At 61.4% G+C, this 22285-nt stretch carries 21 protein-coding genes and 1 tRNA gene; 10 read left to right on the forward strand and 12 right to left on the reverse strand.

Annotated elements, in window-relative coordinates; all coding sequences use genetic code 11:
* Positions 1-17: 17 nt before the first annotated feature.
* Together AC2FMD_RS12775 and AC2FMD_RS12780 are read right to left on the reverse strand one after the other, a co-directional pair.
* Positions 18-1517, reverse strand: coding sequence for a metal-dependent hydrolase family protein (locus AC2FMD_RS12775; protein ID WP_496795084.1), 1500 nt, complete (start codon positions 1515-1517; stop codon positions 18-20).
* Complete coding sequence (locus AC2FMD_RS12780; RefSeq protein ID WP_496742638.1) at positions 1495-2928, reverse strand: amidohydrolase family protein; 1434 nt, start codon at positions 2926-2928, stop codon at positions 1495-1497. Before AC2FMD_RS12780 ends, AC2FMD_RS12775 begins: the two co-directional genes overlap by 23 nt.
* 326 nt (positions 2929-3254) lie before the next feature.
* Between AC2FMD_RS12780 and AC2FMD_RS12785 the strand changes: the two genes are divergently transcribed.
* A complete protein-coding gene (locus tag AC2FMD_RS12785; protein ID WP_496689209.1) occupies positions 3255-4142 on the forward strand; it encodes a helix-turn-helix domain-containing protein in 888 nt (295 codons plus the stop codon).
* Between the two features lie 964 nt (positions 4143-5106).
* Positions 5107-5634, forward strand: a complete 528-nt coding sequence (locus AC2FMD_RS12790; protein WP_496742639.1) for a hypothetical protein — start codon at positions 5107-5109, stop codon at positions 5632-5634.
* A gap of 247 nt (positions 5635-5881) precedes the next feature.
* Here AC2FMD_RS12790 and AC2FMD_RS12795 read toward each other — a convergent pair.
* The 6 genes from AC2FMD_RS12795 to AC2FMD_RS12820 all read right to left on the reverse strand — a co-directional run bounded on the left by AC2FMD_RS12795 (position 5882) and on the right by AC2FMD_RS12820 (position 9006).
* Positions 5882-5956 (reverse strand) — tRNA-Phe (locus AC2FMD_RS12795).
* 79 nt (positions 5957-6035) lie between these two features.
* The gene (locus tag AC2FMD_RS12800) at positions 6036-6218 is read right to left on the reverse strand and encodes a DNA gyrase inhibitor YacG (RefSeq protein ID WP_496689214.1); all 183 of its coding nucleotides are present in this window, start codon (positions 6216-6218) and stop codon (positions 6036-6038) included.
* The gene (locus AC2FMD_RS12805; protein ID WP_496680424.1) at positions 6215-7237 is read right to left on the reverse strand and encodes a ribonuclease E/G; all 1023 of its coding nucleotides are present in this window, start codon (positions 7235-7237) and stop codon (positions 6215-6217) included. Before AC2FMD_RS12805 ends, AC2FMD_RS12800 begins: the two co-directional genes overlap by 4 nt.
* A complete protein-coding gene (locus AC2FMD_RS12810; protein ID WP_496743594.1) occupies positions 7234-7812 on the reverse strand; it encodes a Maf family protein in 579 nt (192 codons plus the stop codon). The genes AC2FMD_RS12805 and AC2FMD_RS12810 overlap by 4 nt, the downstream gene beginning before the upstream one ends.
* An 11-nt stretch (positions 7813-7823) precedes the next feature.
* Positions 7824-8042, reverse strand: coding sequence for a translation initiation factor IF-1 (gene infA / locus AC2FMD_RS12815; protein WP_005620785.1), 219 nt, complete (start codon positions 8040-8042; stop codon positions 7824-7826).
* Positions 8043-8130: 88 nt separating this feature from the next.
* Positions 8131-9006 (reverse strand): carbon-nitrogen hydrolase family protein, encoded by an 876-nt coding sequence (locus tag AC2FMD_RS12820; protein WP_496743595.1) that lies wholly within the window; start codon positions 9004-9006, stop codon positions 8131-8133.
* Positions 9007-9175: 169 nt separating this feature from the next.
* On the opposite strand from AC2FMD_RS12820, the gene AC2FMD_RS12825 reads away from it, so the two are divergent.
* Positions 9176-9664 (forward strand): hypothetical protein, encoded by a 489-nt coding sequence (locus tag AC2FMD_RS12825; protein ID WP_496710720.1) that lies wholly within the window; start codon positions 9176-9178, stop codon positions 9662-9664.
* On the opposite strand, the gene AC2FMD_RS12830 is transcribed toward AC2FMD_RS12825, so the two are convergent.
* A complete protein-coding gene (locus tag AC2FMD_RS12830) occupies positions 9661-10290 on the reverse strand; it encodes a ribonuclease T2 family protein (protein ID WP_496680417.1) in 630 nt (209 codons plus the stop codon). The two genes, AC2FMD_RS12825 and AC2FMD_RS12830, sit on opposite strands and share 4 nt — an antisense overlap.
* Positions 10291-10420: 130 nt before the next feature.
* Between AC2FMD_RS12830 and AC2FMD_RS12835 the strand changes: the two genes are divergently transcribed.
* Together AC2FMD_RS12835 and AC2FMD_RS12840 are read left to right on the forward strand one after the other, a co-directional pair.
* Positions 10421-11182: a DUF1013 domain-containing protein gene (locus AC2FMD_RS12835; RefSeq protein WP_496710722.1), complete on the forward strand. Its 762-nt coding sequence runs from the start codon at positions 10421-10423 to the stop codon at positions 11180-11182.
* 54 nt (positions 11183-11236) lie between these two features.
* Positions 11237-11626 (forward strand): hypothetical protein, encoded by a 390-nt coding sequence (locus AC2FMD_RS12840; protein WP_496743587.1) that lies wholly within the window; start codon positions 11237-11239, stop codon positions 11624-11626.
* A 48-nt stretch (positions 11627-11674) separates the two neighbouring features.
* On the opposite strand, the gene AC2FMD_RS12845 is transcribed toward AC2FMD_RS12840, so the two are convergent.
* Positions 11675-12706 (reverse strand): permease, encoded by a 1032-nt coding sequence (locus AC2FMD_RS12845; protein ID WP_496743588.1) that lies wholly within the window; start codon positions 12704-12706, stop codon positions 11675-11677.
* Positions 12699-13007 (reverse strand): ArsR/SmtB family transcription factor, encoded by a 309-nt coding sequence (locus AC2FMD_RS12850; RefSeq protein WP_496795085.1) that lies wholly within the window; start codon positions 13005-13007, stop codon positions 12699-12701. The genes AC2FMD_RS12845 and AC2FMD_RS12850 overlap by 8 nt, the downstream gene beginning before the upstream one ends.
* 128 nt (positions 13008-13135) lie before the next feature.
* Between AC2FMD_RS12850 and pdxR the strand changes: the two genes are divergently transcribed.
* From pdxR to AC2FMD_RS12875, 5 genes are all read left to right on the forward strand, one after another.
* Complete coding sequence (pdxR, locus tag AC2FMD_RS12855; RefSeq protein ID WP_496689230.1) at positions 13136-14596, forward strand: MocR-like pyridoxine biosynthesis transcription factor PdxR; 1461 nt, start codon at positions 13136-13138, stop codon at positions 14594-14596.
* A gap of 124 nt (positions 14597-14720) precedes the next feature.
* On the forward strand, positions 14721-16499 hold the full coding sequence (gene xsc, locus AC2FMD_RS12860; protein WP_496795086.1) for a sulfoacetaldehyde acetyltransferase: 1779 nt from the start codon (positions 14721-14723) through the stop codon (positions 16497-16499).
* Positions 16500-16672: 173 nt separating this feature from the next.
* The gene (locus AC2FMD_RS12865) at positions 16673-19486 is read left to right on the forward strand and encodes a molybdopterin oxidoreductase family protein (RefSeq protein ID WP_496743458.1); all 2814 of its coding nucleotides are present in this window, start codon (positions 16673-16675) and stop codon (positions 19484-19486) included.
* 112 nt (positions 19487-19598) lie between these two features.
* Positions 19599-20348: a 4Fe-4S dicluster domain-containing protein gene (locus tag AC2FMD_RS12870; RefSeq protein ID WP_496743457.1), complete on the forward strand. Its 750-nt coding sequence runs from the start codon at positions 19599-19601 to the stop codon at positions 20346-20348.
* 1 nt (position 20349) lies between these two features.
* Positions 20350-21222, forward strand: a complete 873-nt coding sequence (locus AC2FMD_RS12875) for a dimethyl sulfoxide reductase anchor subunit family protein (RefSeq protein ID WP_496743455.1) — start codon at positions 20350-20352, stop codon at positions 21220-21222.
* Between the two features lie 57 nt (positions 21223-21279).
* Here the strand turns inward: AC2FMD_RS12875 and dapA are convergent, their stop codons facing one another.
* Positions 21280-22152 (reverse strand): 4-hydroxy-tetrahydrodipicolinate synthase, encoded by an 873-nt coding sequence (gene dapA / locus AC2FMD_RS12880; RefSeq protein ID WP_496680399.1) that lies wholly within the window; start codon positions 22150-22152, stop codon positions 21280-21282.
* Between the last annotated feature and the right edge of the window lie 133 nt (positions 22153-22285).

Here is a 22285-nt window from a genome sequence, read left to right on the forward strand (position 1 = left end):
AAAGCCGCAGAAGATCATCAGTTCAGCGTGTTTTTATAAATAACGCCGTCCTTCATGATCAGTCTTATTGTCGGGATGTCACGGGGACGCGGCTCGGCGTCGTACCATTTCTCGTTTCCGCCGATCACACCTATGTCTTCGAGGGGATTTCCATCGACAATCAGGATGTCGGCGTATGCGCCTTCTTTGATAACGCCAAGTGGACCCTCAAGATACGGATTTGCCTTGCCGGAAAACGCCATGAGCTCGCCTGCCGACGATGTCGCGACAACCAGCATTGCGTGATTGCCGAAAAGCTCAGCGTGAAACCACTTCTCGTAGTCGAGTTGCGTCCTTAGCAACTCGCCCGTCGCGAACACGACATCAGTCTGGAAAGCCATCTTCGGTCGGATCGCCTTGACGTTCTCGACAAAGTCCTTGGCTAGGTCGGTCGCGAGCGCCAGCTTTGCCTGGTTCTCCGGGCTCTGCAGCCCAGGGTTTTGTTCGAGATACGGTGATATTCCGGTCATCTGCGACACAAGGAATACGTCATTATCCTTCATCAGCTGCAAGGTCTCACGGCTCGCAAAAAAACCATGCTCGATACTTCGCACACCGGCATTTACAGCTCGACGGATCCCCTCGTCGGAGAAGACATGCACCGCGACATAAGTATCCCAGTCGGCGGCGGCCCGGACCGCCGTTTCGATCTCTTCAGGAAGAAACTGAAGCGTATGCAGGGGATCAAGAATCGACGCAACGCCGCCCCCCGCCATAAGTTTGATTTGGGTTGCTCCTTGGGACAGGTTTTGCCGGACCGCTGCGAGGACGGCATCCTCGCCGTCGGCCACAGTCGTGATGCCGAGGCGCTGAGCGTTGCTGTCATTCGGAAAAGGAGGCAGGTTCGGGTTCCGCTGCGAGCCGAAGCGCAAATCTCCGTGGCCGGATGTCTGCGACACGAATGCGCCGCTCGGGTAAATCCTCGGTCCTTCGACGAGGCCGGCATCGACCGTCTTCTTCAGGCCAGAGCCGCCACCGCCCATCTCACGAACGGTTGTAAAGCCACTGTAGAGATATTCGTTGGCCATATGTGCGGCGCGCGGGCCGATCTCGTCCCACATGCCACTTTCCATACCAGCGACACCGCCGGGCATATTCATGTAAAGATGAGTGTGCGCGTCGATCAGGCCGGGCCTGAGGGTGCGGCCTTCACAATCAATGACTTCGGCATCCACGGCCGAGAGCGACGCATCCCCGATGGACGCGATAAGATTGTCTTCGATCAACACGTTGCGGCCTTTGGCGAGGCTGTCCGCGACACCGTCGAACACGTTGCAATTAGTGAACAAAAGCTGTCGCGGCTCATCTTGAGCGATCGCGCCTGAGGCGAGTGCAAACGACAGTACGACAATGAGAGGTTTTCGCATTGCGGTCCCCTGCAAATTTTCTGTTGAGCTTCTTTTGACCGCGGGGCGGCCGAGGTAGAAACCGCCCCGCGCGATCCAGATCAGATGATCATGGATAGACTTGCGGCTCACGAACCGCCGGGCGGTACATAATACTATCGCTCTCGACCAGCGTGTTCTTGTAGGCGCGACCATCCTTCATCACGAGTTGCAGCTTGCTCTCATCGAGGATCAGGTTGATGTCTTCCAAAGGATTACCGTCCCAGATCAGGATGTCGGCATAGCTGTCCGGCGCGATCCGGCCGAGGTGATAGGTCGGATAGGGATCTTTGGGCCCGGACCATTTCAGCACGATACCCGCGTTGCCCGTGTAGTGCTTCAGCGCCTGTGCCGGGCTGAACCCGACCGACGTGGGGCACACGATGTCCTCCTTGATCTTCTCAACCAGGCCGGGGCTGAACATGTCCGAGCCTCCGATGATGAACATGCCATAGTCGTTCATCCACTTGGACATGGCGCGTACGCCTTCGCCAACCGCCACGCCCTTGAGCTTCTGCTCGTGCGTGAAGAAGGCCGGCATGCTCTCGTAGGATCCGAAGGTATTCACGCTGACATAACACTGGAAACTCCAGACGATGTCTTTCGTTTCGTTGTATTTCGCCACCATGCGCTTGACCATGTCCTCCGAGATCAGGAAGCCATGCTCGAACGAGCGGGTGCCGAGCCGCAGGTGCCGGTCATAGCTCTCGTCGTGATAGGCATGCACGGCGACATAGGTGCCATTGTCCTTGGCGATCTCGACGGCCCGGGCGACCTCGTCCTCGGCAAGCCCGAGGATCTCCAGCGGATCGAATTCGCTGGCCACGCCGCCGCCGCCCATGACCTTGAGAAACGCCGCGCCGCGCCGGAAGTTCAGGCGCGCCGCGCGGGTCACATCATCGACCCCATCGGTCACCCATGTATTCGACGTCAGCTGCCCCATGTCCTGACCGTTCTCGAGCGTGGCCGGCGGCACGTTGCGCCCCGCCCAGTCGCTGTGACCGCCGGTCTGGCCGATGGCGCCGCCCGACGAGTAGACACGCGGCCCCCGGACCAGGCCCATGTCGATGGCCTTGGCAATATCCAGAGGATCGCCGGCGATGTCCCGAACCGTGGTGATCCCCTTCATCAGCATGTGATCGTTCATGTACTGAAGCGCGATGGCGCCGCCCGCCGCATCGTCCCAGCGGGTCTGATAGGCGGCCGTCCCCTCCGGCGGGTTCAGCATCACGTGCTGGTGCATGTCGATGAAACCGGGCGTCATCGTCTTGCCACCGACATCGACGACAAATGCGTTCGGCGCATCGATGGGGTCGGTCGAAACCTGCGTGATCGCGTTGCCTTCCACCAGCACGTTCGCCCCCATGATCAAATCGGGGCTGAAACCGTCGAACACGTTCGCATTGGTGAACAGAATCGGCGGCGGCGTATTATCCTGCGAAGCCGCAGGTGACGCGATCGCCAGCACTGCAACGACCGCCGTTGCGGTTATTGTCTTGGACATGATTTGTCGGACTCCCCTGGTCTTGTTTCGGCATGTGGGAGCCTCGGCCGATCATCGATTACTTTTTTTGAGTGTCTCGCGCACAGAAAAATCATAGGCGGCAATGTTAGCTCCTCGCACGAAAAGCGTACTAGGCGTGAAAGAGGCCGCCTAACAGTTTTTCGGTTTCAGGATGAAATGGTAAATTTGAGGTCGCAAAATGGTAAATGCCTTGCGATACTACGTCGTGTGCGCTCTGATGATGGCGGAAGGTATTGGTCGCAGTCGTAAAACTTAGGTACGCGCTGAACTTCGCGATTGCCTGCGAAGACGCTGGCTGTGACCCAATGAAACTCCTGCAAGCTGTCGATATCGACGAACGTATGATACAAGAACCGGAGCTGATGATCGCGGAGCACCAGCTCTGGACAATCGCAAGCGAAGCCGCGACGAGCACCGGAAAATTCGACATCGGCTTTGATGCCGGATCCGTTTCCAGCGTGCAGATGCATGGCGCCCTGCGGCAACTTTATGATCAGAAAACACTTTTCGAACGCTTGGTCACCTTCTGCAAAATGGCGAAGCTGGAATACAGCAGAGCCGATTTCTTTGTTCGACCGGTCTGGAATGGTCTGGTTTTCGGCCGCAACGCCATTGCCGGCGATCGCGAGCAGGTCCGGCAGGTTGAACTCTATGTCCTGCAACTCATGCTAGAAACCATCCGGAGTGCACTGGGACCGTCCTGGGCTCCGAAGCGGCTGAACCTACAGTCGGATCATCACCCCGACCTCGAATGGCTGGCCCAATCCGCGGAAGCAAGACTTCGGTTTACTCAGCCGGTCACGGAAATCCACATCGAACGCGGGGAAATGGTTTCAGAGGCGGTCATTTTGCCCGATCCTGACACACATGATCAGATGGTTCCCACGACGCGCGCCATTGCCGCGCTGGTCTGCACCTACCTCTACGATCCACGCTTGTCACTACAATTCATCGCGCGGTTGCTTGGCCTAAGTGACCGTCACCTGCAGCGCGATCTTCAAAAAGAAGGGACCAGCTTTTCCGAAATTCTGTCCCGGGAACGGACAAAAGCCGCAATAGACATGCTGAAGGTGCCGGAGTTAACGATATTTGAGATATCGAAATCCTTGGGTTACTCCAACCAGGCGCATTTCACGCGAGCTTTCATCAGAAGCACAGGAATGACACCATCTCAATTTAGGAGAGGCGTCTAAACTCAAAACATCTCTGCAACCAAGTTCTGAAATTTCATTGGTTGGCAATGAGCTACGATTTTTTTGGGCTGAATGCAGCAATTGAGCGTGCACCGAATGCGGGCTCCGCATGATCGATGTTGGAGCTGCAATTTGGCTCTTAGGAAAAATTTTACCTTGCGAGCTTTTTCTGCCCTCAAGCCGATCAAACATACAACGCGTTTCCACAACTGGTGCTGACGAAGGGAGTAATTGGAAACAAAAGCAGACACCCGTCTACCGCAAACAATTGACCTGTTCGTCCGCATCTTGCTCGTTCGCCAATCTGACGCGCAATGTCAGATGACAAACAGTCACGCCCCCACATGACTGGAGCCACAACGCACCTCAGCAAAACCTGTTGCCCGCTGCTCCAAGAAATCCGAAGCCTTCTACAACAAACGCTGGTTTGTCGTTTACGGAGAGGGCAAGGCATGGCCGAGTATGTTGTTTTATAACGGGTTTCGACCGAACGGCAGGGGCGATCCGGCCTCGGGCTGGAAGCGCGGCGGACTATGGTGGAACAATTCCTGACACCCGCTGATCAGGTCATAGCCGAGTGTCTGACCGCGAGGGTTATGTGTCCAGCCGCATGGCTAGGGACACCACTGCGGCAGGAAAGAAACCGACCAAGGCGACAGCTTCTCGCTGGTTCAACTTGATGACTTCTGTCGCTGAGACTGTTGGCGATATTTGGGTTCACAAGAACGGGGACGAGCTTTGGTGGACGACCTCTCGAAGTGACGCACCTTCTTTCGAGAGGAAGACGGAACCCATCGAACGTGGGCGTGACGTGGTAATTTGCCATAAGCCCTGTGAGCCTTGGTCGAACACGTCAAAGAAGGGCGTTCCACTGAGGTGGAACGAACTACACCCCAAGGCGAAAGACTTCTTGTCTACTGAAGCCACGCTACAGTCTCTCAGTCCTTTGTACCGAGACTACACGTTGGCGTTGATCGCCGGAGATGACCTAAGCCAGTGGCACGATACTCCACTATGGGCGAAACGAAGCGAAACCGCCAAGAAGGGGTATGCCCCGATCAAGTACGGAACGCAGGCGGATAAGATTGCGTACCAGCGAGCTTCGGAGCTCTTCGAAGCGGCAGATGTCGCTGAACGCATGGCCCGTACCGCCGTCGCCACCACCAATTCAGCAAATGGTCAGACTGTAGAGCGTGTTGTGAAAAGGAAGGACCTCGGGTTCCCGTCCGCAGCAGCACTTCAGGACTACATTACCGAACTTATGGGGGCTCAGGAGTATTGCTGCGAACTGACCGGGCTTCCGTTGGAATTGGATGAAGTGAATGGTGACCCTGCGATGTTCGCTTCCTTGGATCGCATCGACAGCAGTGGGCACTACGAGCCCGGCAATCTCCAAGTTGTTTGTCGCTTCGCGAATTTTTGGAAGGGCGCTCAGGATAACGCTGAGTTCAAGCGGCTGATCGACGTGCTAAGGTCTACTGAGGTTGGCTGAGACCTCCCCAGAGCGACACTCTACTGTCCAGCAAATAGCTCTGTTGTTGACCCTGATCCAAAACACTGTGGGGCAAACGCTGTGTTGGGTTTTCTGTGGCCAACACATTGATTCCAAACACTGTGTTCGACACAGCTTTTTCAGCCATCAATCCCCACAGTAACGCACTACAAAACTGTGCGATGAGTGTGCAACGCACGAAGTGAAAACTGTGAGATGGATAGTCTATTGATTTTGCTTTGAAAAATGGTGCCCGGGGGCGGAATCGAACCACCGACACGAGGATTTTCAATCCACTGCTCTACCCCTGAGCTACCCGGGCACGGGAACGGCGTTTGCCGTTGGGTGCAGGCCTTCTATGACTTGCCAAACGCCGTGTCCAGAGGCTTTTTCAGATTTTTTCAGTGTGGGCGATCCTTGATTTCGACAGCATCCTGAATCTCACCATCAAGGTCTTCCTCGCGCTGCGACGGAACCGCATAGGAGCCGTTCAGCCACTTGGCCAGATCAATGTCCGCGCAGCGTTTCGAACAAAATGGACGAAACCGTTGGACCGTATCTTCTCCGCAGATCGGACAGCTCATTTCAGGACCTCCGACAATGGAATGCGGCCACGTTTGCGCTGCAACTCGAAATGCCCCAGCGGTGTCCAGCCGGCAAGAACGGTTTCTTCGCTGTCTGCCCTAAAGGCAGCGCGGAGTGCGGATTCGAATCCGCGCCGGTCTTTCTTGGGCATCGGCGCAAGGTCCAGCGTGATCTGCCCGCCCAGCCCCCGCACGCGCAGGGCACGCGGCAGTTCCTTGGCGCAGGCGAAATTGGCCTTTGTTCCCGCCGCCAGCGAGCTATCCGAACCGGTGTTCACGTCCACGGCCACCAACGCCCGGGTGGGCTCGATATACATATGCGCCCCACCCATCAAGGGATGGGATGCGCCGCGTGCGGTGTCCAACGCCTCGAGTACGCCATGGTCCGCGAACCCGCCCGCCTGGGTCGAAACCTCGGCGGGCTCCACCCATTCGCGCCAGGCGAGGACATGCGGCGCGTCACCCTGAGACAGCGTTTCCGGCGCGTTTCCGGTGTCATTCACGACCTGTTCGGCCAGCGCTCGCATGGCGGCGATGTCTTCGGCGATCTCATCGGCATCCGCGCCCTGGCAACCGGAGCGCAGGATCAGACCGAAGGGGCTGCCGTCCATCTGCTCATGCGCGATCACCAGCAGCCGGTCGCGCTCCTCGTCATCGCGGATTGAGCGGGAGATGTTCAGCCCGGGCGCATCCGGCGTGACGATGGCATAGCGGCTTTTGAACAGGATGCGGTTTGTCACCGGCAGGGCCTTGCCCGGCTCGGCATAACCCGTGACCTGCACCAGCAGCATTTCGCCCGGCGCCAACCCTTTGACCTGCCGAAGGAAAGCCGGACCATCCGGGGTGCTCAGGAACATTCCGCCCTGCCCCTTGACTGGCCGCTCGGCCCGGGCCCGATAGATAGTCCCAGGGGCAGGCGCATCGGCGGCGATCAGGAAATCATCCAGTTTGCCATCCACCATCAACGCGGCGGCTTCGCGGCCCTGAATGTGATCCAGGATGATCGTTCGACCTTTCATGATGCCTCGCGATACAGAGGGTAGCCGATGCCTTGCAACAGCCCGGCGGTTTCCGCCAGGGGCAGCCCGACGATCCCGGTGAACGAACCCGAGATCCATGGAATGAACGCACCCGCGGGACCCTGAATGGCATAGCCACCCGCCTTGCCCTGCCAATCGCCGGTGGCGAGATAGGCGTTGATTTCCACGTCCGAAAGACGCTTGACCTTGACTTGGCTGACAACGTCGCGTTGCAGCACCCGATTACCGCGACGCACCGCAACCGAGGTGATCACTCGGTGGCGACGTCCCGACAGGGCAAGCAGGAACTCGGCGGCCTGGCCGGCATCTTCGGGCTTGCCCAGTATGCGTCGGCCCAGCGCAACCGTCGTGTCGGCGCACAAGACGATATCGTCCGGGTTCGCCTGCACGGCATGCACCTTCTCGCGGGCAATGCGCGCGCAATACCGCAAGGGCAATTCCCCCTTGCGCGGCGTCTCGTCGATGTCGGGGGCAGAAATCGTATCGGGCTGCACGCCAAGCTGCGCCAGCAGGTCCAGCCGTCTGGGGCTGCCCGATCCCAGGATGAACGCCATTGCGGCAGGCGTTACTTGAAGCGGTAGTTGATCCGACCCTTGGTCAGATCATAGGGGGTCATCTCGACCTGAACACGGTCGCCGGCCAGAACGCGGATGCGATTCTTGCGCATCTTGCCTGCCGTATGTGCGATGATTTCATGGCCGTTTTCCAGCTCGACCCGAAACGTCGCATTGGGCAGGAGTTCCTTCACGACACCGGGAAATTCGAGCGTATCTTCCTTGGCCATGTTGTCTCCATTGTTGCGTTGTCCCGCGGAATCCGCGGGTGTGCGCTTAAATGGTCCCGTTTTGCCAATTTTTCAAGGGCGGAATCGCCTAAAGGCGCGACAATGTGACCGATTGGACGCGGGGATCCTGTTCCGACCAGTGTGACCGGTTCAGAACCCCGCCATCAGCCCGCACATGTGCGATCGCGTCCAGATCGACCTCGGCATAGGTCCAGCCCGGCCGGTTCAAGCTGCCTTGTGCCAGAACGCCGGTTTCGGGGAAGCCCACATCGGGCGGGCCGAACACTCCGCCCATGCCGGTGTTCTTGTCGACCGTCTCAGACCAGTCATTGTCGCCGACCAGCGAGGCCATCGCGGTCACACATTGGTTTTCCAACGCCCGCGCCATCGCACCGATGCGAACGCGCCAATAGCCCGACAGGGCCTCGGTGCAGGACGGAACAAGGATAAGGTCCGCCTCGGACAGGGCGCGGCCGAGTAGAGGAAACTCGCTGTCATAGCAGATCAGAATGCCGATCTTGCCCAACGCCGTGTCGAACAGTTTCAGCGGCCCTCCCGGCGCGATTTTCCAAGGGGTGCGCTCGAACCGGGTCATGATCTGCTTGTCCTGGTGGTCGTGGCCACCGGCGGGCGAGTAGAACGCGGCCCGGTTCACGGGGCGGCCCCGCCCTGCATTCACCGGCGCGGACGCGCCCAGAATGTAAGCATTGTACTCGACAGCAAGGCGCCGGTGCAGGGTGTGGACTTCCTCCATCCGGTCGGAAACGGCCTGGATCGAGCGCTCCAGGTCGCCGGCCACCTCAGCACCATCCAGAGTTGACAGCTCCATTGCACCGTATTCCGGGAACACCAGCAACTGCGCGCCCTGCCCCGCGGCCTGCGCAACCCAGTCGGCCAGCTTGTCTTCATACTGCGCCCAACTATCCAGCCAGCTGAGAGGGTATGCGGCGGTGGCAAGTTTCATCCTGCGGGTCCTGTCCAACGAATTCGCACGAACTCTATGGGCGGGATTGCTGGGTGTACAGGTCCTTCGGCAGGGCGAAAGGTCCCGGATCAAGGCGCGATCCGATTGAAATCTGACGATACTTCTCTAACCTGCGGGTCTGAACCCTGTTTGCCCGGAGATTCCGACCATGACCCGCGTCATCGCGCTCGTTCTTGCCGCCTTCACCGCCACCTCCGCTTGGTCACAGCAGTTGATAGACAAGGGGTTCGTCGAAGGCTGGAACATCATGATGGATCCCAATCTGGGTAACGGCTGCCTGATCCAAACGGTGTATCAGGACCTGTCGGTGGTGCGTCTGGGCTATGACGCGCTGGACAATCGGGGCTATTTCACCGTTTTCCACAAGGGTTGGGGCGACATCGAGCCCGGCAAATCCTATCCGATTCGGTTCGAGTTGGATGGCAAGAGCTTTGACGCCACCGCCATCGGCTTCAAGCAGGATCGGGTGCCCGGTGCGACCGTGTTCTTCACCGACCGGAACTTTGTTACCGCCATCGCTCGGAACAAGACGATGACGGTCTACAATCCGGCGGGCGAACGGGTTTTGGCGATCGACCTGAAAGGCACCGCCAAGGCACTGGACTATGCCCGCGACTGCCAGAACAAGAAGCTCTAGCGAATCGGATCGAACACCGCGTCCGAGGCGGTACAGTCCCGGATCACGTCCCGCCCGCAGGGCACCGGGTCCAGTTCGCGTGACAGGCAGATTCGTACTTCTTCGATGTATCCGCTGTTGCAGGTGACGGTGATCATGTCGGGTTCCAGCCCCGGGTTGGCTTTGACAAAGGCCTCCTCGACCACGCGCGCCGGCAGTTTGACCGGCTTGTCCAGCTTGCGGAACACCGCAGGGCGGTTGATACGCTCATAGGCCTGCCGCGACAGCGCGTAATAGTCTGCCGCGGACAGGCCCGAACAGGTGCCGTGTTTCTTCCACTGATGCCAGGCCAGGCCGGAACTGCCCTGAATATCCTGCATTTCACGGGTCTTCCCGCGAGAGGGCGGCGCTTTGGGCGTTGGGCAATACGACGGCCAGCCTTGGTGATATTGCGGCCACAGCCCGTGCAGGATCCAGCCGTGATCGTGGCGCGCATCGCATTGGTCGGACCCCCGCGCGTCACCCTCGCGGGCGCACCAGTTGGGCGACCAACTCAGCGACAACACGTAATAGTCGAATTCCCCTGCCTTCTCGCCCTCGGCCAGCGCGGCCACCGCACTGAACGCCCACAGAACCACCCAACGCATTCGCCTCTTCCCTTCCGGCTTTTGCGCGACTATATACGCCCCGAGTTCCCCGACAACGGAAACCTGCCCCAAGACCTCGGGGCCGCCGAATTCCGGCGACGGGACAGATGTATTCAAAGGAGACGGGCTCATGGCAAAACCCCTGATGGCCAAGGCGACCGCCGTGTGGCTGGTGGACAATACCACGATCAGCTTCAAGCAGATCGCGGATTTCGTGGGCATGCACGAGCTGGAAATTCAGGGCATCGCCGATGGCGATGTGGCCGCCGGCGTCAAAGGGTTCGACCCGATCGCCAACAACCAGCTGACCCAGGAAGAGATCGACAAGGCCGAGAAGGATCCGCTGCACAAGCTGAAGCTAAAGTTCAACCCGGCCGCGGCCGGCGAGGAAAAACGCCGCGGGCCTCGCTATACCCCGCTGTCCAAGCGGCAGGACCGTCCCAACGCGATCCTGTGGCTGGTCAAGTTCCACCCCGAACTTTCCGACGGCCAGATCTCGAAACTGGTCGGCACCACCAAGCCGACGATCCAGTCGATCCGCGAGCGCACCCACTGGAACATCGCCAACATGCAGCCGATCGATCCGGTGGCTCTGGGCCTGTGTAAACAGTCCGAACTGGATGCAGCCGTTCAGAAGGCCGCTGCCAAGAAGGCCGCCGAAGGTGGAGTGATGAGCGATGACGAGCGCCGCAAGCTGGTCTCGACCGAACAGTCGCTGGAGATGGACGCCGCGCCCAAGATCCCCACGGCAATCGAGGGGCTGGAAACCTTCTCGCTGTCCGATGACGACGAAGAAGAAAAGGACGCGGAACCGATCGTCGATGCCGACAGCTTCTTCAACCTGCCCAAGGGCGGTGCCGAAGAAGACGACGAGGATGACCATCGCAACTAATCAGATTTGGGCCCCGACCGCGCAGGTACGGGGCCTTTTTCATCGGAACGGATTATGCTGAACATACTGTCCAAAGTCGTCGGGCCGCACCGGGCGGTCTCGATCTACGCATTCATGAAAACCAAGGGACTGGTCATTCTCGGTGGCGTCAGCGTCATCGGAGTGGCGGCGGCCCTGCTGTTGCTGAGCGGTGATGGCAGGCATGAACACGAGGCCTTCCTGACCGTGCCGGTCCTGTCGGCGACGCCGATCAACGGTGACCTGAAGAACGGGGTGATTGCTTCGGTGCGCCTGCCGGATGGGTCTGCCGCTTCGATCACGGCGACCGAGGCCCTGATCGCGCAGACCGTCGGCACGACCGCCTGCATTGAAAAGCGCGTCTACATGGATAGCGGCGAACCGCGATACCGGTTCAAGCTGCCGAAATATTGCGCGGGCAGTTGATCGGCCGGCGGGCTACGCCACCCGGACCGTCGCCGGGTGGCATGCGTTTCACAGCATCTGGAACAGGAAACCTGCCGCGATCGCGCCGCTGATGCCAAGGCCCAGGTAGGCCGCAAAGACACGTGCTTTGACCAGCGACCACACCGCAGCCATGGCCGGGATCGAGCTGACCGCGCCCGCGATCATGAACGACATAGCCGCGCCGGCGCTCATCCCCTGTTCCATCAGCCCGGCCAGCAGCGGCGGCGCGACATACGAGTTCAGATAGGCGGGCATGCCCACGAAGGCCGCGATTACGATCGGAACCACGCCCTCGCCCCCGACCGCGCGCGCGATCAGGTCCGCCGGAACATAGCTGACCAGCAGCGCCTCGAGCACATAGGCAAAGGCCATCCATTTCAGAAGGAACAGGGCATTCTGCACGAATTCGGCCCGGAACCGGGCGCGGCGCTCGGGCACCTGCCAGAACTTCCACACGGGCTTCTCGTTTTGCTTCGGGGCGCAGCCACAGCATCCGGCCGGCTCGTACCGGCGCAACGGCCGGGAGAACGCCCCGCGACGCATCAGAAAGCGCACGGCAAAGCCTCCGAACAGGCCCAGGGCCACCGCGGCCGCGGCCTTGCCGATGGCAAAGGGCCAGCCCAGCGCACCGGCGGTGATCAGCAGGGTCGGCGGGTCGATCAGAGGCGAACTGAGCCAGAACGCCATCACCGCCGACAACGGCGCGCCAAGGGCCAGCAGGCCGGCGATGAACGGAATTACCTCGCAGGAACAGAACGGCGCCAGCCCGCCGAACAGGGCGGCCAGAAAGATCATCCGGGCTTCGCGCCCCTCAAAGGCGCGGGCCACCATCGTTTCCGCTCCCGTGGCCTTGAGATACGAAAGCAACAGAACCGCAAACAGGATGTACTGACCGGTATGCGCCAGCGCCCTTCCCGCGAAGCTGACGACAGCGACCCAATTGCCCGGGTCCAGCACGGCAACCAAGGCAAGGATCGCCACAATCGGCGCCCAAGGGGTCTTGAGATAGTCGGTCAGGCGCTTGCCAGCCGCCTTTGGGGTCTGCGTCAACTCAGCCATCGTTGGCGACCTTTCCTTGCTGGTCCGCGCAGCATTCGCTGAGAATGAACTGCGCGAGGTTCTTCAGTTCGTGGAAACAGGCCCGGTTGATCGTGCTGCGCCCCACTTTTTCCTGTTCGACCACGCCGCCGGCGGCCAGAAACCGCAGGTGATGGGCCAGGGTCGACGGGGCGATGCCGGTCCGGCTCTGGATTTCTCCGACGCTCAGCCCGTCTTCGCCGGCGCGCACCAGGGTCTTGAGCACCTGCAATCGGGCTTCGGACCCCATGGCCGAAAACCCTGCTGCCGCTTTTTCCCACATGCTCTACCCCCCATTAAACTAGATTTCTAGTTTTATAGAATTATTATCAGAGACATGTCAATGCCGGAAGAGGGTGATCAAGGATAAGTCCAGATTGCCCGCACCTTAGGTCCACCCTATAACGAGGTATGGGGATTTCAGTTGACACCTTCTTTCTGAAGCCGGACGGGCAAGGCACGCTGCAGGCGCAGATCCAGCAGATGATCGCCGAGGGCATCCTGTCGGGGCGATTTCACGTGGGCGAAAAGCTGCCCTCGTCACGCAAGCTGGCCGCACATCTGGGCGTCAGCCGCATCACCGTGACGCTGGCCTATACCGAGCTGCTGGCGAATGACTATCTGACGGCCAGGGGGCGATCGGGCTATTATGTGTCCGAGAACGCGCCGGTTCCGCCGAAATACACGCCGGTCCAGCGCGGCGCCGAGACTGTCGACTGGGACAGGGCGCTGGCCCGCCGGTTTTCGGACGGCGACGTTCTGACCAAACCGCAGGACTGGCGGGACTACCGCTATCCGTTCATCTACGGTCAGCCCGACCGCACCCTGTTCGACCATGCCAACTGGCGGCTGTGCGCGGTGCGAGCACTGGGGCACAAGGATTTCGACTCACTGACCGGCGACTATGTGGATCAGGACGACCCGCTGCTGGTCGAATTCATCGCCCGCCACACGCTGCCCCGCCGTGGCATCGCGGCCCGGCCCGAGGAAATCCTGATCACGCTGGGCGCGCAGAACGCGCTGTGGCTGACCTCGCGCATCCTTCTGGGACACGGGCGCAAGGCAGCGATCGAAGATCCCAGCTATTACGCGCTGCATGAATTGCTGCGCTGCTCGGATGCCACCATGGCGGCGCTGCGCGTCGATCAGGACGGGCTGCCGCCCGACGCCATCCCCGATGACACCGATGTCATCTACACCACGCCCAGCCACCAATGCCCCACCACGGCGACCATGCCCGTGGCGCGGCGCCACGACCTGCTGGAACGCGCCCGCGCGCTGGACGCAATGATCGTCGAAGACGACTATGAATTCGAGATGGCCTTTCTGGGCGCCCCCTCCCCGGCGCTCAAGTCCTTGGACAAGGACGGCCGCGTGATCTATGTCGGCAGTTTCTCCAAATCGCTGTTTCCGGGTCTGCGGCTGGGCTACATGGTCGGGTCCGAGGCCTTCATCCGCGAGGCGCGCGCCCTTCGGTCGCTGGTGTTCCGGCATCCGCCGGGCCACATCCAGCGCACCGCGGCCTATTTCCTGTCGCTGGGGCACTATGACGCCCAGATCCGCCGCATGTCCAAAGCCCTGTTGCACCGCCGGCAGACCATGGAAGAGGCCATCGAGCGGCACGGGCTGACCGTCGCCGGACGCGGGGTGTTCGGCGGTTCGTCGATGTGGATGCGGGCCCCCGACCATGTCGATACCGCCGAACTGGCGCGGCAGTTGCAGAAACAGGGTGTTCACATCGAGCCCGGAGCGCCGTTTTTTTCCGGCCCGAACCGTCCGCGCAACTTCTACAGGCTGGGCTATTCCTCGATTTCGTCCGACCGCATTCCCGACGGGATCGCCAGGATCGCCGGGGCGATTCAGGCAACCTGACCGCGCTCTGGACCTAAGCCGACTGCCCGACTGGCCCTAACCCGGTGGCCGGCATTGCGCCAAAACCTATGGCGACCCAGGCGGCGCGCCTGCCTGTTTTCACCCCTGTTCGGAGATCGCCCAGATGAAAATGACCACGGAAGAGGCCTTTGTAAAAACCCTTCAGATGCACGGGATCGAACATGCGTTCGGGATCATCGGTTCGGCCATGATGCCGATCTCGGACCTGTTCCCCAAGGCAGGAATCATGTTCTGGGACTGCGCTCACGAAGGATCGGCTGGCATGATGGCCGACGGCTACACCCGCGCAACCGGCAAGATGTCGATGATGATTGCGCAGAACGGCCCCGGCATCACCAACTTCGTCACTGCCGTGAAGACCGCCTACTGGAACCACACACCGCTGCTGCTGGTCACGCCGCAGGCCGCGAACAAGACCATCGGTCAGGGTGGCTTTCAGGAAGTCGAGCAGATGAAACTGTTCGAGGACATGGTCGCCTATCAGGAAGAGGTCCGCGACCCGTCGCGCGTGGCCGAGGTGCTGAACCGGGTCATCATGAAGGCCAAGCGCGCCAGCGCCCCGGCCCAGATCAACATCCCACGTGATTTCTGGACCCAGGTGATCGACATCGAACTGCCCGCCATCGTCGAGTTCGAGCGCCCCTCGGGCGGTGAAACCGCCGTGGCCCAGGCGGCCGAGCTGCTGTCGAAGGCGAAGAACCCCGTTATCCTGAACGGTGCCGGCGTGGTTCTGTCCAAGGGCGGGATCGAAGCCTCGAAGGCGCTGGCCGAGCGTCTGGATGCCCCGGTCTGCGTCGGCTACCAGCACAACGACGCCTTCCCCGGCAGCCACCCGCTGTTCGCCGGCCCGCTGGGCTACAACGGGTCCAAGGCTGCGATGGAGCTGATCAAGGAGGCCGACGTTGTGCTGTGCCTCGGCACCCGCCTGAACCCGTTCTCGACCCTGCCGGGCTATGGCATGGAATACTGGCCAGCCGACGCCAAGATCATCCAAGTTGACATCAACCCAGACCGAATCGGCCTGACCAAGACGGTCACCGTGGGCATCGTGGGTGACGCGGCCAAGGTGGCGACCGGCATCCTGAACCAGCTGAGCGACACCGCGGGCGACGAAGGTCGCGCCGAACGCAAGGCGAAGATCGCCGAAAAGAAATCGCGCTGGGCCCAGCAGCTGACCAGCATGGACCACGAGGACGACGACCCGGGCACCACCTGGAACGAGCGCGCCCGTGCCGCCAAGCCCGACTGGATGAGCCCCCGCATGGCCTGGCGCGCCATTCAGGCCGCCCTGCCGAAAGAGGCAATCATCAGCTCGGACATCGGCAACAACTGCGCCATCGGCAACGCCTATCCGTCCTTCGAGGCGGGCCGCAAATACCTCGCGCCGGGCCTGTTCGGCCCCTGCGGATATGGCCTGCCGGCCATCGTCGGCGCCAAGATCGGCTGCCCGGACGTGCCGGTCGTGGGCTTTGCCGGTGACGGCGCATTCGGCATCGCGGTGAACGAACTGACCGCGATCGGCCGCGAGGAATGGCCCGCCGTGACCCAGATCGTGTTCCGCAACTACCAGTGGGGCGCCGAAAAGCGGAACTCGACCCTGTGGTTTGACGACAACTTCGTGGGGACCGAGTTGGACACAAAGGTCTCGTATGCCGGCATCGCGCAGGCCTGCGGCCTGAAGGGCGTGGTGGCCCGCACCATGGATGAACTGACCGCAGCCTTGGCACAAGCGATCGAAGATCAGAAGAACGGCATCACCACCCTGATCGAAGCCTTGATCAACCAGGAACTGGGCGAACCGTTCCGCCGCGATGCGATGAAAAAGCCGGTGGCGGTGGCCGGCATCAGCCGCGACGACATGCGGCCGCAGACCGGCGCCTGACGCGACCGGGCGCCTGAAACCCGATCATCGCCCGGGCCACGGGCGGTGATCCGCACGTCGACGCACCGGCCCAAACGGCGCAAGCCTCTGGATCGGGACGGGGAATTGCCTAGAGTAGCGTCAAGATAGAACCGCCTGCGCAACATTGGCGGCCATGAGCCACAGGGAAACACATGAGCCAACCAAAGCTGGATACGTCACCCGAAGTTTCGGACGAGGTCCGCAAGACCACCTGCTACATGTGCGCCTGCCGCTGCGGGATCAACGTGCACCTCAAGGATGGCAAGGTCGCCTATATCGAGGGCAACCGCGACCACCCCGTGAACAAGGGCGTGCTGTGCGCCAAGGGCAGCGCGGGGATCATGCAGGTGAACGCCCCGTCCCGGCTGCGCAAACCGCTGCGTCGCGTCGGGCCGCGTGGCTCGGGTGAATTCCGCGAAATCGAGTGGGACGAAGCGATCAGCACCGCCGTCGGCTGGCTGCACGAACTGCACGAAACCGCACCTCAGAAACTGGCGTTCTTCACGGGTCGCGACCAAAGCCAAAGCTTCACCTCGTTCTGGGCCCAGAATTTCGGCACACCAAACTATGCCGCGCATGGTGGGTTCTGTTCGGTCAACATGGCGGCAGGCGGAATCTATACGATGGGGGGTGCTTTCTGGGAATTCGGACAGCCCGACTGGGACCATACCAAGCTGTTCATGCTGTTCGGGGTGGCCGAGGACCACGACAGCAACCCCATCAAGATGGGGATCGGCAAGATCAAGGCGCGCGGCGCACGCGTGATCGGCGTGAACCCGGTCCGCTCGGGGTACAACGCGGTTGCCGACGACTGGGTGGGGATAACTCCGGGCACCGACGGGCTTTTCATCCTGTCGCTGATCCATGTGCTGATGAAAGCCGGCAAGATCGATTTGGACTATCTTAGCCGCTATACCAACGCACCCGTTCTGGTGAATGCCCAGGAAGGCCCGGAAAAGGGTCTGTTTCTGCGCGACGTCGACGGCAAGCCGCTTGTGATCGACCGCATTACCGGGCAGCCTGCGGCATTCGACAAACCCGGCGTGCGCCCCGACCTGTCGGCGCAATACATACGCGATGGCGTCACCCACAGGCCGGTCTTCCACCTGATGGCCGAACGTTACCTCAGCGACGAATACGCGCCGGAAGCCGTTGCCGACACATGCGGCATCCCGGCCCAACGCATCCGGGCCATCGCCGCCGAACTGGCCCGCGTCGCCTTTGACGAGGCGTTCGAGCTGGACCAGGAATGGACAGACTTCCGCGGCGAGACGCACAGCAAAATGGTGGGGCGGCCGGTCAGTTTCCATGCCATGCGCGGCATTTCGGCCCATGCCAACGGGTTTCAGACCTGTCGTGCGCTGCACAGCCTGCAGATCCTGCTGGGCACGGTCGAAGTTCCCGGCGGCTTCCGGTTCAAACCGCCCTATCCCAAACCCGTCGAGGCCCACCCTACACCACATGGCGATCGCCGCCCCGGCCGACCGCTGGATGGTCCGCATCTTGGCTTTCCCCGCGGCCCCGAGGACCTCCTGCTGGACGACTGCGGCACGCCGCAGCGCATCGACAAAGCCTTCACTTGGGAAAACCCCATGTCAGCCCACGGGCTAATGCACATGGTGATATCGAATGCGGCGGCGGGTGATCCCTACAAGATCGACACGTTGTTCATGTACATGGCGAACATGTCGTGGAACTCGACCATGAACACCAGCGGCGTGATCGAGATGCTGACCCGCCGGAACGAAGACGGCAAATATGCCATCCCGCGCATCATCTACTCCGATGCCTATTCCTCGGAAATGGTGGCTTATGCCGACCTGATCCTGCCCGACACCACGTATCTCGAGCGTCACGACTGCATTTCGCTGCTCGACCGCCCGATCTGCGAGGCCGACGCCGCCGCCGACGCGATCCGCTGGCCGGTCATCGAACCCGACCGCGACGTGCGTGGCTTTCAATCGGTTCTGATCGAACTGGCCAACCGCATGAAACTGCCGGGCTTCACCAACGAGGATGGAAGCCCGAAATGGACCGACTATGCCGACTACATGGTCAACCACCAGCGCAAACCAGGCATCGGCCCGCTGGCCGGCTTCCGCGGCGCCGATGGCTCGCAGGTGGGGCGCGGCGATGTGAACCCCGACCAGCTGAACCGCTACATCGAAAACGGTGGGTTTTTCGTCGAGCACATTCCCGATGCGGCGCTCTACTACAAACCCTGGAACACTGCGTATCAGGACTGGGCGGTGGGAATGGGCCTGTATGACAGCCCTCAACCCTACCTGTTCCAACTCTATTCCGAGCCGATGCGCAAATTCCAGCTGGCCGCTGAAGGTCACGGCGACCGCCAGCCGCCCGACCACCTGCGCGACCAGATCAGACACAAAATGGATCCACTGCCCATCTGGTACGAAACCGACCAGACCGGCAACGATGGCTATACCATCAACGCCCTGACCCAGCGCCCGATGGCAATGTATCACAGCTGGGGCAGCCAGAACGCGTGGCTGCGCCAACTGCATGGACGCAACCCGCTTTATGTCCCCACCAAACTGATGCGGGAGCACGGGCTGAAAGACGGCGACTGGGCTCGCGTCACCTCCCCACACGGCGAAATCACTGTGCCGGTCATGGAGATGGCCGCGCTCAACGAAAACACCGTCTGGACATGGAACGCCATCGGCAAACGCAAGGGCGCCTGGGCCCTGCAGCCCGACGCGCCCGAGGCGAACAAGGGCTTCCTGCTCAACCACCTGATCCACGAACTGCTGCCGCCCAAGGGCGACGGCCTGCGCTGGGCAAATTCCGACCCGATCACGGGACAGGCCGCCTGGTTTGACCTGAAGGTCAAGATCGAAAAAGCCGAAACACCGGCAGACGCCCAAAGCCAACCGGAATTCCCGCTAATCAAATCTCCGGTCGGCACCGGCCCCAAGGATCTTGCGTGGAAGGTCGGCAAATGACCCTGCCCCGTCCTTCATCTGGCCCGAAATATCCCGGGGGTGAATTGAGCCGCCAGGCTCAAGAGGGGGCTGGCACCCTCACCTCTCCCGGCCCGGAACACGAGCAGACACTATGACCCAACTCCCCCAATCCACCGAACGAAAGATGGGCCTGGTCATCGACCTGGACACCTGCGTGGGCTGTCATGCCTGCGTGATCTCCTGCAAGGGCTGGAACACCGAGAATTACGGCGCCCCCTTGTCCGATCAGGACGCCTATGGAGCCGACCCCTCGGGCACATTTCTGAACCGGGTGCACTCCTACGAGGTGCAGCCGGCGGAAGGTGCCGCCCAACTGATCCATTTCCCCAAATCCTGCCTGCATTGCGAGGATGCGCCCTGCGTCACCGTCTGCCCAACCGGCGCCAGCTACAAGCGGGTCGAGGACGGGATCGTGCTGGTCAATGAAAGCGACTGCATCGGTTGCGGCCTGTGCGCCTGGGCCTGCCCATATGGCGCGCGCGAACTGGACGCCGCAGAGGGCGTCATGAAGAAATGCACCCTGTGTGTCGATCGCATCTACAACGACAACCTGCCCGAGGAAGACCGCGTTCCCGCCTGCGTGCGGACCTGCCCCGCGGGCGCCCGTCATTTCGGCGACCTGGGCGACCCCGACAGCGCGGTCAGCCAACTGGTGGCCGAGCGCGGCGGCATGGATCTGATGCCTGAAATGGGCACCAAACCCATCAACAAATACCTGCCACCCCGCCCCAAGGACACGGTCGAAGACCAGATCGACATCCTGGCGCCCCTGCTGGCGCCGGTCGCCGACGAGCCGAAGGGCTTTCTTGGCTGGCTGGACAAGGCATTGGAGAAGCTCTGACATGCATCCCGCACCCTCTGTCATCGTGTTCACAACCCTGTCGGGGCTGGGCTTCGGCCTGATGTTTTTTCTGGGCCTGGGCTTGCCGAATGTCTCGGGTTGGGTGGCGTTCGTGTTCTTCGCCATCGCCTATGCGCTGGCGGTGGGCGGGCTTCTGGCCTCGACCTTTCACCTCGGCCATCCCGAACGCGCGCTCAAGGCGTTCAACCAATGGAAGACCAGCTGGCTCAGCCGCGAGGGCTGGTGCGCGGTTCTGGCCCTGATGGTCATGGGGCTCTATGCTATCGGCGTGGTTTTCCTCGGCCAGCGTTGGGCCGAGCTGGGCCTGCTGGGATCGCTGCTGTCGCTGGCGACCGTATTCACGACTGCGATGATCTACACGCAGCTCAAAACGATCCCGCGCTGGAACATGAAGCTGACCCCGGCCATGTTTCTCAGTTTCAGCCTGGCGGGCGGGGCGCTTTTGGCGGGGCAGACGGCCCTGGCCATTCCACTGCTGCTGATCGCGGCCCTGATCCAGATCCTGTACTGGCGTCAGGGCGACCAGGCTTTCGCGAATGCGGGCACCACGCTCGCCACGGCCACCGGTCTGGGCGACCGCGGCACCGTGCGCGCCTTCGAGCCCCCGCATACGGGCACCAACTATCTGCTGCGGGAGTTCGTGCACGTCGTAGGACGCAAACATGCCGAAAAGCTGCGGGTGATTTCCTTTGGTCTGGCCTTCGTGCTGCCCGTGCTTCTGCTGGCGCTACCGTTCAACCACCTGTTCGCCGCGCTGGCGGTGCTGTCGCACCTTGCTGGCGTGGCCGTTTCCCGATGGCTGTTCTTTGCCCAGGCCGAACATGTGGTCGGCCTGTACTACGGCAAGCGCTGACGAGAGACCCCCGGCCGCTCACTCCCGGAGGCAGGCGGGCGGACAGCCCGCGCCGGATCAGAGAAGGCCCGCGTGGCGCATCGCCGCGTCGATGGCCTGCTTTGTGCCGTCCTCCAGCGTCGTCAGCGGCGAGCGCACCTCTTCCGAGCACAGGCCCAGCTTGCTGAGGGCATATTTGGCACCGACAAGGCCGGGTTCGATGAAGATCGCCTCGTGCAGCGGCATCAGGCGGTCCTGGTACTCCAGCGCCGTGGCGTAATCGCCCGCCAGTGTTGCCTGCTGGAACTCGGCACATAGTTTCGGCGCCACGTTCGCGGTGACCGAGATGCAGCCGACCCCGCCATGGGCGTTGAAGCCCAGCGCCGTCGCGTCCTCGCCCGACAGTTGGATGAAATCGGTACCGCAGGTGGCGCGCTGCTGGCTGACCCTGGCCAGATCGCCGGTGGCGTCCTTGACGCCGACGATCCGCGGCAGCTGGGCCAGTTCGCCCATCGTCTGCGGGGTCATGTCGATGACCGACCGGCCGGGGATGTTGTAGATGATGATCGGAATGTCGGCGCAGTCGTGCAAGGCGCGGAAATGGGTCAACAGCCCCCGTTGGGTGGGCTTGTTGTAATAGGGCGTCACGACCAAAGCGGCATCGGCGCCGACCTTCTGCGCGAATCGCACGAAGCGGATCGCCTCGACCGTGTTGTTCGACCCGGCCCCGGCAATTACCGGCACGCGCCCCGCGGCGGCCTTGACCACCTCGGCCACCACGGTTTCGTGTTCCTCGTGGCTCAGCGTCGGGCTCTCGCCGGTCGTGCCCACCGGCACCAGACCGGTCGACCCTTCGGCAATCTGCCATTCCACCAATTGTTTGAGCGTATCCAGGTCCAACTCGCCGTTGCGGAACGGGGTGACAAGAGCTGGCATCGAGCCTTTGAACATGGAACGCTCCTTGAGGTTCAATCGTGTGATGTGCGTCGCGGGCCGATACGAATTTAGGTTTCTTGAGTTGATCCCGGCGGCGCAAGGTTTATCCTGAATGGCTGTATCCACGGTTGGTCGGGAAATGCAAGGG

Source organism: Ruegeria sp. BHSC276, assembly GCF_059612945.1.